Origin of the sequence: Roseovarius sp. EC-HK134 (assembly GCF_902498815.1) — a bacterium.
In the GTDB taxonomy this organism is placed as follows: domain Bacteria; phylum Pseudomonadota; class Alphaproteobacteria; order Rhodobacterales; family Rhodobacteraceae; genus Roseovarius; species Roseovarius mucosus_A.
The window spans coordinates 3,410,385-3,425,201 of the sequence record NZ_LR701544.1 but is presented as its reverse complement, the minus strand read 5'-3'; the positions used below and the strand labels follow the sequence as shown (position 1 = coordinate 3,425,201).

Genomic DNA, 14,817 nt, shown 5'->3' with positions numbered 1-14,817 from the left:
ATTGAGTATTTGAAGACCGATGAATGCGGGGGCGCGTGCCATGTTTGAACGTATCTTGATCGCGAACCGGGGAGAGATTGCCTGTCGGATCATGCGCACGGCGCGGGCGATGGGCGTCGAGGTGGTGGCGGTCTATTCCGACGCGGACCGGGATGCGGCGCATGTCGCGCTGGCGGACCGCGCGGTATGGATCGGCGGCGCGGCCCCGGCGGAGAGTTATTTGCGCGGTGAGGCACTCATTGCGGCGGCGCTGGAAGCTGGGGCTGAGGCCATTCATCCGGGCTATGGGTTTCTGAGTGAGAACCCCGATTTCGTCGAGGCGGTCGCGGCGGCGGGGCTGGTCTTTATCGGGCCGTCGGCGCGGGCCATTCGGGCGATGGGCCTCAAGGATGCCGCGAAAGTGTTGATGGAGCAGGCGGGCGTGCCGGTGGTGCCGGGCTATCACGGGGCCAATCAGGACCCTGAGCATCTGGCCGGGGCGGCGGAAACTATCGGCTATCCGGTGCTGATCAAGGCCGTGGCGGGCGGCGGCGGCAAGGGCATGCGTCTGGTCGAGCAACCCGAGCACTTTGCCGATGCTCTGGAAAGTGCGCAGGGCGAGGCGCGCACGGCCTTTGGCAATGCAGCCGTGCTGATCGAGAAATACATCCAGAAGCCCCGGCATATCGAGGTGCAGGTGTTTGGCGATGGCAGCCGCGCGGTGCATCTTTTTGAGCGGGACTGCTCGCTGCAACGGCGGCATCAGAAGGTGATCGAAGAGGCCCCCGCGCCGGGCATGACCGAGGCGATGCGCGCGGCGATGGGACAGGCGGCAGTGCGCGCGGCAGAGGCGATTGGCTATAGTGGGGCGGGCACGGTCGAGTTTATCGTCGATGGGTCTGACGGGCTGCGCGCCGACCGGTTCTGGTTCATGGAGATGAACACCCGCTTGCAGGTCGAGCATCCGGTTACCGAGGCGATCACCGGCGTCGATCTGGTCGAATGGCAATTGCGGGTGGCGGCCGGTGAGGGGCTGCCCGCGCAGCAAGAGGAACTGACGATCAACGGCCATGCCTTTGAGGCACGGCTTTATGCCGAGGATGTACCGAAGGGGTTTTTGCCCGCGACGGGGCGGCTCTCGCATCTGGAGTTTCCGGCGCTGGCCCGCGCCGATAGTGGCGTGCGAGCGGGCGATGAGATCAGCCCTTGGTATGATCCGATGATCGCCAAAGTGATCACCCATGGCCCGACGCGCGCTGTGGCGCTGCGGCGTCTATCCGCAGCACTGGAAGGCACAGAAGTGGCTGGCACGGTCACGAACCTTGGGTTTCTGGGGGCCTTGGCGCGGCATGCGGGCTTTGCCGGTGGGCAGGTTGATACCGGGCTGATCGCGCGCGATATCGAGACATTGGTGGTGGTGCCTGAGGCGGGGCCGCAGCATGTGGCCTTGGCCGCACTGGCGGGGCTGGGGCTGCTGGAGGGCGCGTCGTCTGATGCGGGCTTTGTTCTATGGGCCTCGCTGGAGCGTGAGGTGCGATTGATCCATGGCGGTGCAGAGATCGTGGTGCGGGTCGCCACGCAGGGCGCTGCGGCGCATGATCTGCAGGTGGCTGACGTGCGGGTCGAGGCGCGGCATCTGGGCGGCAGTTGGCGGCTCGATGGTCAGCCTGCGCCGTCAGTGGCGGTCGATGGCCACCGGATCACGGTATTCGCACGCTATGGGCTGGTCTTTGATCTGGTTGATCCCTTGGCGCGGGAGGGGGCCGCCGGGGGTGATGCCACGTTGATCGAGGCCCCGATGCCGGGGCTGGTCAAGGCGGTCTATGCCACGCCGGGGCAGGCGGTGGTGAAGGGCGACCGGCTGGCGGTGCTGGAGGCGATGAAGATGGAACACAGCCTTTTGGCCGCGCGCGATGGTGTGGTGGCCGAGGTGCTGGTTGCGCCCGGGGATCAAGTCAGCGCCGGGGCGGCGTTGGTGCGGCTGGAGGAGGAGGGCGCATGATCCGGCTTCATCATGTGCCGCTGGCGCGGTCGCTGCGGGTCATGTGGCTTTTGGAGGAGCTGGGGCTGGACTATCAGGTCGCGTATTATTCGATCCGCGACGGCTCTATGCGCAGCGCGGAGTTTCTGGCGCTGTCGCCTGCCGGTCGCGTGCCGGTGCTGGAGCATCAGGGCGCGGTCTGGTTCGAAAGTGGCGCGATTGTGCAGCTTTTGTGCGAGACCTATCCAGAGGCTGGCTTGATGCCTGCGCCGGGGAGTGCGGAGCGGGCGCGGTGTCTGGAGATTTTCGGCTATGCCGAAACGGTGGGGTGTCTTTTGGAAAACCTTAATCTCAATCAGGTCTTTTTGCGCCCGCCCGCGCAGCCCGCGCCGGTGGTGGTCAAGCTGCTGAATGCCCGCCTGCGCGCCAGCCTTGCGGCGATGGAGGCGCGGATGGAGGGGGAGTATCTGTTGCCTTCCGGCTTTTCGGCGGCGGATGTGATGTTTGCCTATGGGTTTGAATTGGCGCGATATTACGTTGATCTGGACGCTTATCCGCGCCTTATGGCCTATTGGGCACGATTGCGCGCGCGGCCTGCCTATGTGCGGGCCAAGGCGCGGGACGGGGTGCAGGATCTCTATACCCAAGAGTTTTATCCGGTGCCGGAGGGGGCATGATGGGCGCGCGTGTCGAGATTTTCGAGGTTGGTCCGCGAGACGGGTTGCAGAATGAGGCGCGGCACATTCCAACGCGAGACAAGATCGCGCTGGTGGATTGTCTGAGCGACGCGGGCTTTGCGCGGATCGAAGTGGCAAGTTTCGTCAGCCCCAAATGGGTGCCGCAGATGGCGGATTCGGGCGAGGTGCTGCGCGGTATTCGGCGCGCGCCGGGGGTGCGCTATGCAGCGCTTGCACCGAATATGCGCGGGCTTCACGATGCGCTCGAGGCGGGGGCAGATGAGGTGGCGATCTTTGGTTCTGCGTCAGAGGGGTTCTCGCGTGCTAATATCAACGCCACGATTGACGAGAGCCTTGCACGGTTCGCGCCGGTGATGGCGGCGGCGGGGGCCGAAGGGCTGCGGGTGCGGGGCTATGTGTCTTGTGTGGTCGAGTGCCCCTATGACGGGCCGGTGGTCCCTTCCGAAGTGGCGCGAGTGGCCGAGGCGCTGTGGGCGATGGGGTGTTACGAGATCAGCCTTGGCGACACCATCGGGCGCGGCAGCCCCGAGGCGGTTGCCGCGATGCTGGCGGCGGTTGCCGAGGTGGTGCCGGTGGAGCGTTTGGCGGGGCATTTCCACGATACGTCGGGCCGTGCCCTTGAGAATATCGAGGTGGCCTTGGCGCAGGGGGTGCGGGTGTTCGATGCGGCTGTGGGCGGTCTTGGGGGGTGTCCCTATGCGCCGGGGGCGGCGGGAAATGTGGCCACTGAAGCCGTTCATGCGCGGCTTGCGGCGCTTGGGTATGAGACTGGGCTGGATGCGGGCGTGTTGGCGCGGGCGGCAGATATGGCGCGGGCGATGCGCGGTGCGGGGCAAGACTCGTGACAAGGGGATGGCGATGAGCGAGACGATCAGCATCGAGAGAGACGCGCGGGGGGTGGCAACCCTTACGCTGGCGCGGGAAGACAAGCATAATGCCATGTCGGCGCAGATGATTGCGGAATTGCATGAGGCCGCCGAAGCACTGGGTGCGGATGACGGCGTGCGGGTTGTTGTTCTGGCGGCGCGCGGCAAGACATTTTGCGCGGGGGGCGATCTGGGCTGGATGCGCGATCAGTTCGACGCCGAACCCGTGCAGCGCGGGCGTGAGGCCGCCAAGCTGGCGCAGATGCTGCGCGCGCTCGATTCGATGCCCAAGCCATTGATTGGCCGGGTGCAGGGGAATGCCTTTGGCGGCGGTATCGGCCTGATGAGCGTTTGCGATGTGGCGATTGGGGCGGATCACGCGCTGATGGCGCTGGCCGAGACGCGTCTTGGGCTGATCCCGGCCACGATTGGCCCTTATGTGGTGGCGCGGATGGGGGCGGCCCGCGCGCGGCGCGTTTTCATGTCTGGCCGCCGGTTCGATGCCGCCGAGGCGGTGCAGCTTGGCCTATTGGCGCGGGCGGTGCCCGAGGCGGATCTAGAGGCCGCTGTTGAGGCGGAAGTTGCGCCCTATCTTGACTGCGCGCCGGGTGCTGTTGGGCAGGCCAAGGCGTTGGTGCGCGCGCTTGGTCCGCGCATTGACGAGGATACGATTGCCATGACGATCAGCGCGCTGACGGACTGCTGGGAAGGGGCGGAGGCGCGCGAAGGCATCGGGGCTTTTTTCGAGCGACGCAAACCGCACTGGCAGGGCTGAGTCGCGCGGATTTGCCGCGTTCCGGCATGTGAAAACGCTGCTCTGCGGGGTTTTCTGGGCTTATTCGGCATACCGTCGCATGCAAAACGCGAAAATCCGGCGTTTGGGGGGGGCAAACCTGCGCGCGCTCGGTTGACCCCTGACCGGGGCGGGTTTAAACCCGGCGTAGTCATGCAGCCATCTTGATGCGCCGATCCATGCGCATGAAAGGAGCCACCTCGTGGAAGAGATGCTGAGGGAATACCTTCCCATCCTCGTTTTCCTGGCCGTTGCCATTGGATTGGGCCTTGTTCTGATCCTCGCCGCCGTTGTTCTGGCCGTGCGCAACCCCGATCCCGAAAAGGTCAGCGCGTATGAATGCGGCTTTAACGCCTTTGACGATGCGCGGATGAAGTTCGACGTGCGATTCTACCTCGTGTCGATCCTGTTCATCATTTTCGACCTCGAAATTGCGCTGCTGTTTCCATGGGCTGTCGCGTTTCAGGATCTGAGCATGACGGCGTTCTGGTCGATGATGGTATTTCTGGCCGTGCTGACCGCCGGGTTTGCCTATGAATGGCGCAAAGGAGCGATGGAATGGCAGTGATGACGGGTGCCCATACCGCAGGGCCGGATCGCGAGGTTGCAACGCAAGCGCTGAATGCCGAGTTGCAGGACAAAGGGTTTTTGCTGACCTCGACCGAGGATATCATCAATTGGGCGCGCACCGGGTCGTTGCACTGGATGACCTTTGGTCTGGCCTGCTGCGCGGTCGAGATGATGCACACCGCCATGCCCCGCTATGACGTTGAGCGCTTTGGCTTTGCGCCGCGCGCCAGCCCACGTCAATCGGATGTGATGATCGTGGCGGGAACGCTGACCAACAAGATGGCCCCGGCGCTGCGCAAGGTCTATGACCAGATGCCCGAGCCGCGGTATGTGATCTCGATGGGTTCCTGTGCCAATGGCGGCGGCTATTACCACTACAGCTATAGCGTTGTGCGCGGCTGCGACCGCATCGTGCCGGTTGATATCTATGTGCCGGGTTGCCCGCCGACCGCCGAGGCGCTGGTTTACGGTATCCTGCAATTGCAACGCAAGATTCGCCGCACGGGGACAATTGTCAGATGAGCGCAACACTCAAGGAACTTGGCGGCTATATCGAGCATAAGCGCGGCGATTGTGTGCTGGGCTGGGATGTCGCCTTTGGCGAATTGACGGTGGATGTGGCGCTGAACCATATTGATGGGTTGGCGGAGTTTCTGAAAACCGACCAGAACTGTGCCTTTTCCACGCTGGTGGATATTACGGCGGTGGATTACCCCGACCGGGCCAAGCGGTTCGATGTCGTCTATCATTTCCTCAGCATGTATCAGAACCACCGCATCCGTCTGCGCGTGGCTGTGCGTGATGAAGATATGGTACCCTCGATCACCGAGGCCTATCCGGCGGCCAACTGGTTCGAGCGCGAAGTGTTTGATATGTTTGGGATCCTCTTTTCTGGCCACCCGGATTTGCGGCGTATCCTGACCGATTACGGGTTTCGCGGGCATCCGCTGCGCAAGGATTTCCCGACCACGGGCTATACCGAAGTGCGCTATGACGAGGTGCAAAAGCGCGTGGTTTATGAGCCTGTGAGCCTGGTGCAGGAATACCGGCAGTTCGATTTCATGAGCCCGTGGGAGGGTGCCGAATACATCCTGCCCGGTGATGAGAAGGGGGCGAAGTGATGGACGGCAGCAAAGGTTTCGATGACGCCCTGACCGGCGAGCAGAAGATCCGCAATTTCAACATCAACTTTGGCCCGCAACACCCTGCAGCACATGGCGTTTTGCGTCTGGTGTTGGAGCTGGACGGCGAGTTGGTGGAGCGCTGTGATCCGCATATCGGCCTGCTGCATCGCGGCACCGAGAAGCTGATGGAGAGCCGCACCTATCTGCAAAACCTGCCTTATTTTGACCGGCTGGATTATGTGGCGCCGATGAATCAGGAACATGCCTGGTGTCTGGCCATCGAAAAGCTGACCGGGGTCGAGGTGCCGCGCCGGGCGAGCCTTATTCGGGTGCTGTATTGCGAGATTGGGCGGGTTCTTAATCACCTGTTGAACGTCACCACGCAGGCGATGGACGTGGGCGCGCTGACGCCGCCGCTCTGGGGCTTTGAAGAGCGCGAAAAGCTGATGGTGTTCTATGAGCGGGCCTGCGGCGCGCGTTTGCACGCGGCCTATTTCCGCCCCGGTGGTGTGCATCAGGATCTGCCGCCGGCGTTGATCGACGATATCGAGACCTGGGCCAATGAATTCCCCCGAGTGCTGGATGATATCGACGGGCTTTTGACCGAAAACCGCATCTTCAAGCAACGCAATGCTGATATTGGCATTATCAGCCAGCAAGAGGCGCTTGATTGGGGCTTTAGCGGTGTGATGGTGCGCGGGTCTGGCATGGCGTGGGATTTGCGCCGCGCGCAGCCCTATGAGTGCTATGACGAGTTCGATTTCCTCATTCCGGTGGGCAAGAATGGCGACTGCTATGATCGCTATCTGTGCCGGATGGAAGAAATGCGCCAATCCCTGCGGATCATCCATCAGGCGATTGCCAAATTGCGCGCGCCCGAGGGGCAGGGCGATATTCTGGCGCGGGGCAAGATCACCCCGCCTGCGCGCGCTGAGATGAAGCGCTCGATGGAAGCGCTTATTCACCACTTCAAGCTCTATACCGAAGGCTTCCGCGTGCCTGAGGGCGAGGTTTATGCCGCTGTCGAGGCCCCCAAGGGTGAGTTTGGCGTGTATCTGGTCGCGGATGGCACCAACCGCCCCTACCGCGCCAAGCTGCGCGCGCCGGGCTTCTTGCATTTGCAGGCGATGGACCATGTCGCCAAAGGGCATCAACTGGCCGATGTGGCGGCGATCATCGGGACGATGGACGTCGTCTTTGGGGAGATCGACCGGTAATGAGCTGGGCGAGCCTTGCCATAGCGCTTTCGGGCGCGGGAGTGCTGGTGACGGGGGCGTTGGCGGCCCTGTTCCTGCGCGACCCGGTGGCAGGCATGGTGGCAACAAGCCATCGCGCCGAGCAACTGCCGCAGGTGATGGCCAATCGCTATGTGGCAATGCTGGTGCTGGCGGTCGGGGCGACTGTCTACGGGGATTTAAAGGTGATCGCGCTTCTTTTCGCGGCGTTCGCCTATATGGCGTTTCATGATTCCTGGATCTACGCCCGTGCGGGGCAGGCGGTGAGCAAACACATCGGCGCGGGAATCGCAGCTTTGATCGTGTTCGGTGTAACGGTTTTGGCGATTGGGCAGGGGTCATGAGCGGTTTTGATACGCTGACGGTTTGCGCGCCGGTCGCTGATTTCGCGGGTGCGCGTGGCGCGCGCGCCGGTCACCTATCGCCCTCTCAGCCCAGCAAGAGGGTACCAGAGGCCGGGTTGGCCGACACGGGGCTGCATCTGGTCATCGGCAGGATTTTCCAAGAGGGGGAGGTGGTGACGAACACCTACGATACCTCCGCCTCGCTTTCACAAGAGGTGTGTGCCCTATGATCATGGTGCGTCTTGCGGCACTGGCCGCGTTTGGAGTTCTGGCCGGATGTGCCCTGCCGCCAGAGGGTGTGGGCGCAGAGGGTATTGCCCGTTATGATGCGGCCGCAAAATCCTTGGGGTGCCGCCTTGTGACCGAGCCAGACTATCTGGCTGCTGAAATCCAGACCGGGTTGGAGCGGCAGCAACTGCTTGACATCACCGCCTATAAACTGTCCTCGGGCGGAGCCGTTCGGCTGCCTGATGGGGGCGTGAAACTGACTACAGGAGCCTGTGCCTGAGAATGCTACGTCGTCTCTATCATCAACAGCCCGAGAGTTTTGCCTTTAGCCCCGCCAATCAGGCCTGGGCCGAAGGGCAGATCAGCAAATATCCCGAGGGTCGTCAGGCCAGCGCGATCATCCCGCTTTTGTGGCGCGCGCAGGAGCAGGAGGGCTGGCTGAGCCGTCCGGCAATCGAGCATGTGGCTGACATGCTGGCGATGGATTACATCCGCGCCCTTGAGGTGGCGACGTTCTATTTCATGTTCCAGTTGCAGCCTGTGGGCAGCGTGGCACATTTCCAGATTTGCGGCACCACCACCTGTATGATCTGCGGTGCCGAGGATCTGATTGCCGTATGCAAAGACAAGATCGCGGCCAAGGCGTTTGATCTGTCGGCGGATGGCAAGTTTTCCTGGGAAGAGGTGGAATGCCTTGGGGCCTGTGCCAATGCGCCTATGGCCCAGATCGGCAAGGATTATTACGAGGATCTGACCGCCGCGCGCTTTGCCGAGATTATCGACGAATTGGCGGCAGGCAAGGTGCCTGTGCCGGGGCCGCAGAATGGCCGCTATGCCGCCGAGCCGAAATCGGGGCTGACCAGCCTCAAGGATTTTGACAGTGGCCGCGCACAGTATAATGCCAGCGTGCAAGCGGCGGTTGATATTGGCGATACGGTCAAGCGGATTGATGGGACTGAGGTGCCGCTGTTGACACCCTGGCGTGACAAGGGCGCGATGCACAAGCCCGCGCCATCAGCCGTCAAGCAGAATGCAGAGCCTGTGGCCATTGTGACCAAGGTTTCCCCTGCCACGCCTGCGGATGCAACCGGAGCCACAAAGGCCGAGGCACAGGCCACACCGACGGCGAAGCCAGCGGTTGAACCGGCGGCAAAGCCCGTGAAGGCCGGGGCCGAGCCCACGCCGGGCAAAAAGCCCAAAGTGCTGAGCGCACCCCGCAAGAGTGGCGCGGATAATCTGAAGATGATCAAAGGTGTCGGTCCCAAGCTGGAGCAGCTTTTGCACAGCATGGGTTTTTACCACTTTGACCAGATCGCAAAATGGACGGAGGAAGAGATCAGTTGGGTCGATCAGAACCTTGAGGGTTTCAAGGGGCGGGTCAGCCGGGACAACTGGGTTGAGCAGGCAAGATTGTTGGCTGACGGCAAGGAGACGGAGTTCTCTGCCCGGGCCAAGAAAGGTGGCGTCTACTGAATACGCCTGGCTGAACACAACAGGGGGTAACTGTCATGTCTGATACGTCGAAACTGAGCACTTGCCAGATCATAAGCTGGGGCCTCGCGCTCTTGTCTGGGGTTCTGGTGATCTGGTCCACATCCGGAGCGGTTGGGTTCTTTGCCGCGCTTTTGTTGGGGCTGGCCTTTGCGGTGTTCTTTGGTCTGGTCATCACCGGTCTGGTCTGCACCGGCTATAACGCTGGGGATCGCGGGATCGAGGTGCGGGATGTCGAGGCGACGTTGCGGGATATGACGGGGATTACCGGCTACAAGGCGCCGGATGTCGAGGAGGAGGCCCCAACACCTGCCGCCTCTCCGGTGGCCTCTCCGGCGCAATCGGCGTCTGTGAGTGTGGCGGCGGCACCGGTTGAGGTGGAAGCAGAGGCAGAGACAGAGGCAGAGGGCACGAAGCCTGCGGCGCTTGCGGCCCCGCGTGATGGTACGGCGGATGATCTCAAGCAGATCAAGGGCGTAGGGCCCAAACTTGAAGTGCTGTGTCACGAACTGGGCTTTTATCACTTTGACCAGATCGCGGGCTGGTCGGCAGCAGAGGTTGCGTGGGTCGATCAGAACCTTAAAGGGTTCAAGGGCCGGGTCAGCCGGGACAATTGGGTCGAACAGGCCAAGATTCTCGCCGCAGGAGGCGAGACAGAGTTTTCCAATCGCGTCGCACATGGCGGCGTTTACGAGGAATGATGCAAGCGATGCGCGGGCAAGACAGAGACAGGCAAATGGCACGCAAGGGCCGCACCGTGGGTGTGGTGATTGCGGCGACCATGCTGATCTGGATGGCGGCGCAATGGCTGGGCGCGCAGATGGGATGGCCGATCCGGTTCGTCTTTCTGTTCGATCTGGCCGCCATCGCCGCCTTTATCTGGGCGTTGGTGGTGACTTATCAAATCTGGCGCTTGCGCCGGGATAATCAGGGGTAGCGGAATGCTCAAGGACCAGGACCGTATCTTTACCAATCTCTACGGGATGCACGATCGCAGCCTCAAGGGGGCCTTGGCGCGTGGGCATTGGGATGGCACGGCCAAGATATTGCAGAACGGGCGTGATTGGATCGTGAACCAGATGAAGGCCAGCGGGCTGCGCGGGCGCGGCGGCGCGGGCTTTCCCACGGGCCTGAAATGGTCGTTCATGCCCAAGGAAAGCGACGGGCGGCCATCCTATCTGGTGGTGAATGCGGATGAATCCGAGCCTGGCACCTGCAAAGACCGCGAGATCATGCGCCATGATCCCCATACGCTGATCGAAGGCTGTTTGATCGCGTCCTTCGCGATGAATGCGCATGCCTGCTATATCTATATTCGCGGCGAATATATCCGCGAGAAAGAGGCGCTCCAGACCGCGATTGACGAGGCTTATGCCGCCGGTCTGGTGGGCAAGAACGCCTGCAAATCCGGCTGGGATTTCGACATCTACCTGCATCATGGCGCGGGCGCCTATATCTGTGGCGAGGAAACGGCCCTGCTTGAAAGCCTTGAGGGCAAGAAGGGCATGCCCCGGATGAAGCCGCCGTTCCCGGCAGGGGCTGGTCTTTATGGCTGTCCGACGACGGTGAACAATGTGGAATCGATTGCGGTGGTGCCCACCATTTTGCGGCGCGGGCCAGAGTGGTTTTCAGGCTTTGGCCGACCCAACAATTCAGGCACCAAGCTTTTTGCGATTTCGGGACATGTGAATAACCCCTGCGTGGTTGAAGAGGCCATGTCGATCACGTTCGAGGAATTGATCGAGAAACATTGCGGCGGCATTCGCGGCGGTTGGGACAACCTCAAGGCTGTTATTCCCGGCGGGTCGTCTGTGCCCTGTATTCGCGGCGAATTCATGCGCGAGGCGATCATGGATTTTGATTACCTGCGCGAGCAGCGGTCGGGCCTTGGCACCGCAGCGGTGATCGTGATGGATAAATCAACCGACATGATCAAGGCGATCTGGCGGCTCTCGAAATTCTACAAGCATGAAAGCTGTGGACAGTGCACGCCCTGCCGGGAGGGCACCGGCTGGATGATGCGGGTTATGGATCGACTGGTTCGGGGCGAGGCGGAGGTCGAGGAAATCGACATGCTGCTTGACGTGACCAAGCAGGTTGAGGGCCACACAATCTGCGCGCTAGGCGATGCGGCGGCGTGGCCCATTCAGGGCCTTATCCGCAACTTCCGCGACGAGATCGAAGACCGGATCAAGGCCAAACGTACCGGTCGCGTCAGCGCAGTGGCGGCGGAATGAGCGTGCTGCAGAAATACCGCCGGGGCGGGCTGTTTGTGATCGCGTTGGCTATGCTTGTCGGCTGTGCCCAGCGCGAAGAGCGTGTGCTGTTCAACGGCAACTATTACCCCGGCAAGGCGCGGGCCGAAAAGGAAGACCGACGCAATTTCACCGCCTTTGTGCGGCGGGCCGGTCGTGGGGTCGAAGGCGCACAGCAAGCGGCGCTTTATGAGGCGACGCGCTATTGTCTGGATAATTTCGGCACGTCCGAGATTGAATGGGTTGGCGTTCCTGCGGGTGCAGAAGGGCCTGTCTATGCGCGTTCCGGGGATACGGTATCGGTGAGGGGACGCTGTATCATATGGTCATAAACCGTTTCATATCAGGGGTTTGCCACGCTTGCTATTGCATAGCAGGCGGCATCGGACCCATCTGCGATGCAGATGGGCGTGCCGTGATGGCCTGCGCCTGCACTGATATGAAAGGAATGATCTGATGCGTATGATCCTGTCTTTTGTCCTAAGCCTTGGTCTGGGTGTTTCGAGCGGCGTGGCCGCTGTGCGTGCCGGATCGCTGGCGCAAGAGGCCGATATCAATCAGGGCCTGTTTTACATGGCGGTCGCCGATGAAATCCGCAAACGCTGTGGTGACATCTCGCCACGGGTTATGACCGCGATTTCTTATATGCGCGCGCTCAAAGCCGAGGCGCAGTCGCGCGGCTACACCGAGGCCGAGATTGACGCCTATATCTCGGACAAAGCCGAGAAGAGAAAGATACGCGGGCGCAGTGACGACTATATCCGGTCGATGGGGGCGATGCCCAATGACGGCCCGAGTCTGTGCGACCTTGGCCGAGCAGAAATCGCGAAACAGAGCCCGATCGGCAAGTTTCTGAAAGCAAAGTGAGATACCATGGCTGACCTACGCAAGATCATCATCGACGATCAAGAGATCGAGGTCGAGGGCGCAATGACCCTCATTCAGGCTTGTGAACAGGCCGGGGTCGAAGTGCCGCGTTTTTGCTATCACGAGCGTCTGTCGATTGCTGGGAATTGCCGGATGTGTCTGGTCGAGGTCGTGGGCGGGCCGCCGAAACCGGCCGCAAGCTGTGCCATGCAGGTCAAGGATCTGCGGCCCGGCCCGGATGGCACGCCGCCGGTAGTCAAGACCAACAGCCCCATGGTCAAGAAGGCCCGCGAGGGGGTGATGGAGTTTCTGCTGATCAACCACCCGCTGGATTGCCCGATCTGCGATCAGGGCGGCGAGTGCGACTTGCAGGATCAGGCCATGGCCTATGGCGTTGATTTCAGCCGCTACCGCGAGCCCAAGCGGGCGAGCGAGGATCTTGATCTTGGCCCGCTGGTCGAGACCCATATGACGCGCTGCATCTCTTGCACGCGCTGTGTGCGTTTCACCTCTGAGGTGGCCGGCATTATGCAGATGGGCCAGACCGGGCGCGGTGAAGATGCCGAGATCACCAGCTATCTGGGTCAAACGCTCGATAGCAATTTGCAGGGCAATATCATCGACCTGTGTCCGGTGGGGGCGCTTGTAAGCAAGCCTTATGCCTTTACCGCGCGCCCGTGGGAATTGACCAAGACCGAGACCATCGACGTGATGGACGCGCTTGGCAGCAATATCCGCGTTGATTGCAAGGGGCGCGAGGTGATGCGCATCCTGCCGCGCAATCATGACGGCGTGAACGAGGAATGGATTTCCGACAAGACACGGTTTGTCTGGGACGGGTTGCGGCGTCAGCGCCTGGACCGGCCCTATATCCGGGAGAATGGCAAGCTGCGGGTGGCCACATGGGCTGAGGCCTTGGCCAAGGTGGCAGGTGCCATCAAGGGGGCCAAGAAATTGGCCGGTTTGGTGGGCGATCTTGTGCCGGTCGAGGCGGCCTTTGCGCTCAAGGCGTTGATCGAGGGGCAGAGTGGCCATGTGGAATGCCGCACGGACACTGCCCGTCTGCCCGCAGGCAATCGCAGCGGCTATGTTGGGAATGTCCGTATCGAGGATCTTGATACGGCCAAGAATGTGGTGCTGATTGGCACCGATCCTCGGGTTGAAGCGCCGGTGCTGAATGCGCGTTTGCGCAAGGCGTGGATCAAGGGGGCCAATATCACGCTGGTTGGCCCCAAGGTTGATCTTACCTATGACTACACCCATGCGGGCACGGATCGTGCCGCGCTTGGCGGGCTGAGCGTGCCTGAGGATACGATTGTCATCGTCGGCATGGGCGCGCTGCGCGAGGCCGATGGCGCGGCGGTGCTGGCTGCGGCTATGGCGCTGTCTGGCCGGATGCTGGTGCTGCATACTGCGGCCGGGCGTGTTGGTGCGATGGATGTGGGCGCTGTGACCGAGGGTGGGCTAGAGGCCGCAATCGACGGGGCCGATGTGATCTATAACCTTGGGGCGGATGAGGTTGATATCGCGGCGGGGCCGTTGGTGATCTATCAGGGCAGCCATGGTGATCGCGGCGCGCATCGCGCCGATGTGATCCTGCCGGGCGCTGCCTATACCGAGGAGCAGGGGCTGTTCGTCAATACCGAAGGTCGCCCGCAATTGGCGTTGCGCGCCGGTTTTGCCCCCGGTGACGCCAAGGAAAACTGGGCCATTCTTCGGGCGCTGAGTGGCGAATTGGGCGCGGTTCTGCCCTATGACAGCATCGCGCAGTTGCGTCAGGCGCTGGTCAAGGCGGTGCCACATCTCAAGAAGGTGGATCAGGTGCCCGCGAATGACTGGCAACCTCTGGAAACAGCCGCGCTTGGCAAGGCTGATTTCCGACTCGCGATTGCGGATTTCTATCTGACCAACCCGATTGCCCGCGCGAGCGAGCTGATGGCGGAATTGAGTGCCAATGCCAAGGCGCGTGGCACGCAACCGATGGCGGCAGAGTGAGGATGGTCATGGCCCTCATATCGCCTGTGGCGCTTGGGCTGGCGGGCTGCGCAGAGAGTGCATCCCCTGTGCCCTTTGCGCCTGACTATCAGGGGATCGAGACGCGGCTCTTGGATGGGGATCTGGTGAATTTCCACGTGTCCATGCGTGGCGCTCGCGATCCACTGGACGTGGAACGCTATGCCGAATGCGCCGCTGCGCAATATGCGTTGATCCGGGGTTACGGCTTTGCGCGCCACCTGCGCACAAGCGTCTCGGAAGAGGCTGGCATCTGGCAGGGCGATGCGGTTTATACGATCTCGGCGGCGCTGCCCCGAGGACTACTGACAATCGACGCCGAAGTCGTCGCCGCCAATTGTGCGGAAAACGGAATACCGATGGTGTGAGGACC

Annotated in this window: 19 protein-coding genes; all 19 read left to right on the top strand. The window is 61.9% G+C overall.

Features of this window, described 5'->3' with window-relative positions; all coding sequences use genetic code 11:
* Positions 1-40 precede the first annotated feature (40 nt).
* The 19 genes from GC127_RS20425 (at position 41) to GC127_RS20335 (ending at position 14,812) form a co-directional block, all read left to right on the top strand.
* Positions 41-1,981, top strand: coding sequence for a biotin carboxylase N-terminal domain-containing protein (locus GC127_RS20425; RefSeq protein WP_151979435.1), 1,941 nt, complete (start codon positions 41-43; stop codon positions 1,979-1,981).
* On the top strand, positions 1,978-2,637 hold the full coding sequence (locus tag GC127_RS20420; RefSeq protein ID WP_151979434.1) for a glutathione S-transferase family protein: 660 nt from the start codon (positions 1,978-1,980) through the stop codon (positions 2,635-2,637). Before GC127_RS20425 ends, GC127_RS20420 begins: the two co-directional genes overlap by 4 nt.
* Entirely contained in the window at positions 2,637-3,503 is an 867-nt protein-coding gene (locus GC127_RS20415; RefSeq protein WP_151979892.1) for a hydroxymethylglutaryl-CoA lyase, read from the top strand. The genes GC127_RS20420 and GC127_RS20415 overlap by 1 nt, the downstream gene beginning before the upstream one ends.
* 13 nt (positions 3,504-3,516) lie before the next feature.
* On the top strand, positions 3,517-4,299 hold the full coding sequence (locus GC127_RS20410; protein ID WP_151979433.1) for a crotonase/enoyl-CoA hydratase family protein: 783 nt from the start codon (positions 3,517-3,519) through the stop codon (positions 4,297-4,299).
* Positions 4,300-4,519: 220 nt separating this feature from the next.
* Positions 4,520-4,885, top strand: coding sequence for an NADH-quinone oxidoreductase subunit A (locus tag GC127_RS20405; protein WP_037297635.1), 366 nt, complete (start codon positions 4,520-4,522; stop codon positions 4,883-4,885).
* Complete coding sequence (locus GC127_RS20400; RefSeq protein ID WP_008281002.1) at positions 4,876-5,409, top strand: NADH-quinone oxidoreductase subunit B family protein; 534 nt, start codon at positions 4,876-4,878, stop codon at positions 5,407-5,409. The genes GC127_RS20405 and GC127_RS20400 overlap by 10 nt, the downstream gene beginning before the upstream one ends.
* Positions 5,406-6,008 carry an NADH-quinone oxidoreductase subunit C gene (locus GC127_RS20395; protein ID WP_008281001.1) on the top strand — a complete coding sequence of 201 codons (603 nt, stop codon included), beginning with the start codon at positions 5,406-5,408 and terminating at the stop codon, positions 6,006-6,008. Before GC127_RS20400 ends, GC127_RS20395 begins: the two co-directional genes overlap by 4 nt.
* Positions 6,008-7,228 carry an NADH-quinone oxidoreductase subunit D gene (locus tag GC127_RS20390; protein ID WP_008281000.1) on the top strand — a complete coding sequence of 407 codons (1,221 nt, stop codon included), beginning with the start codon at positions 6,008-6,010 and terminating at the stop codon, positions 7,226-7,228. The genes GC127_RS20395 and GC127_RS20390 overlap by 1 nt, the downstream gene beginning before the upstream one ends.
* Positions 7,228-7,590 carry a hypothetical protein gene (locus tag GC127_RS20385; protein WP_008280999.1) on the top strand — a complete coding sequence of 121 codons (363 nt, stop codon included), beginning with the start codon at positions 7,228-7,230 and terminating at the stop codon, positions 7,588-7,590. The genes GC127_RS20390 and GC127_RS20385 overlap by 1 nt, the downstream gene beginning before the upstream one ends.
* Complete coding sequence (locus tag GC127_RS20380) at positions 7,587-7,820, top strand: hypothetical protein (protein ID WP_151979432.1); 234 nt, start codon at positions 7,587-7,589, stop codon at positions 7,818-7,820. The genes GC127_RS20385 and GC127_RS20380 overlap by 4 nt, the downstream gene beginning before the upstream one ends.
* Positions 7,817-8,098: a hypothetical protein gene (locus GC127_RS20375; RefSeq protein ID WP_008280997.1), complete on the top strand. Its 282-nt coding sequence runs from the start codon at positions 7,817-7,819 to the stop codon at positions 8,096-8,098. Before GC127_RS20380 ends, GC127_RS20375 begins: the two co-directional genes overlap by 4 nt.
* A 2-nt stretch (positions 8,099-8,100) precedes the next feature.
* On the top strand, positions 8,101-9,291 hold the full coding sequence (locus GC127_RS20370) for an NADH-quinone oxidoreductase subunit E (RefSeq protein ID WP_151979431.1): 1,191 nt from the start codon (positions 8,101-8,103) through the stop codon (positions 9,289-9,291).
* A 35-nt stretch (positions 9,292-9,326) separates the two neighbouring features.
* Positions 9,327-10,010, top strand: a complete 684-nt coding sequence (locus GC127_RS20365; protein WP_151979430.1) for an NADH:ubiquinone oxidoreductase — start codon at positions 9,327-9,329, stop codon at positions 10,008-10,010.
* On the top strand, positions 10,007-10,246 hold the full coding sequence (locus GC127_RS20360) for a DUF5337 domain-containing protein (protein WP_008280994.1): 240 nt from the start codon (positions 10,007-10,009) through the stop codon (positions 10,244-10,246). The genes GC127_RS20365 and GC127_RS20360 overlap by 4 nt, the downstream gene beginning before the upstream one ends.
* Before the next feature lie 4 nt (positions 10,247-10,250).
* Positions 10,251-11,546 carry an NADH-quinone oxidoreductase subunit NuoF gene (gene nuoF / locus GC127_RS20355; RefSeq protein ID WP_008280993.1) on the top strand — a complete coding sequence of 432 codons (1,296 nt, stop codon included), beginning with the start codon at positions 10,251-10,253 and terminating at the stop codon, positions 11,544-11,546.
* Positions 11,543-11,896: a hypothetical protein gene (locus GC127_RS20350; protein ID WP_008280992.1), complete on the top strand. Its 354-nt coding sequence runs from the start codon at positions 11,543-11,545 to the stop codon at positions 11,894-11,896. Before nuoF ends, GC127_RS20350 begins: the two co-directional genes overlap by 4 nt.
* 124 nt (positions 11,897-12,020) lie before the next feature.
* Positions 12,021-12,431, top strand: coding sequence for a DUF5333 domain-containing protein (locus GC127_RS20345; RefSeq protein WP_254700211.1), 411 nt, complete (start codon positions 12,021-12,023; stop codon positions 12,429-12,431).
* Positions 12,432-12,437: 6 nt separating this feature from the next.
* Entirely contained in the window at positions 12,438-14,426 is a 1,989-nt protein-coding gene (gene nuoG, locus GC127_RS20340) for an NADH-quinone oxidoreductase subunit NuoG (RefSeq protein WP_151979429.1), read from the top strand.
* Positions 14,427-14,428: 2 nt separating this feature from the next.
* Positions 14,429-14,812 carry a hypothetical protein gene (locus GC127_RS20335; RefSeq protein WP_008280989.1) on the top strand — a complete coding sequence of 128 codons (384 nt, stop codon included), beginning with the start codon at positions 14,429-14,431 and terminating at the stop codon, positions 14,810-14,812.
* Positions 14,813-14,817: the final 5 nt, after the last annotated feature.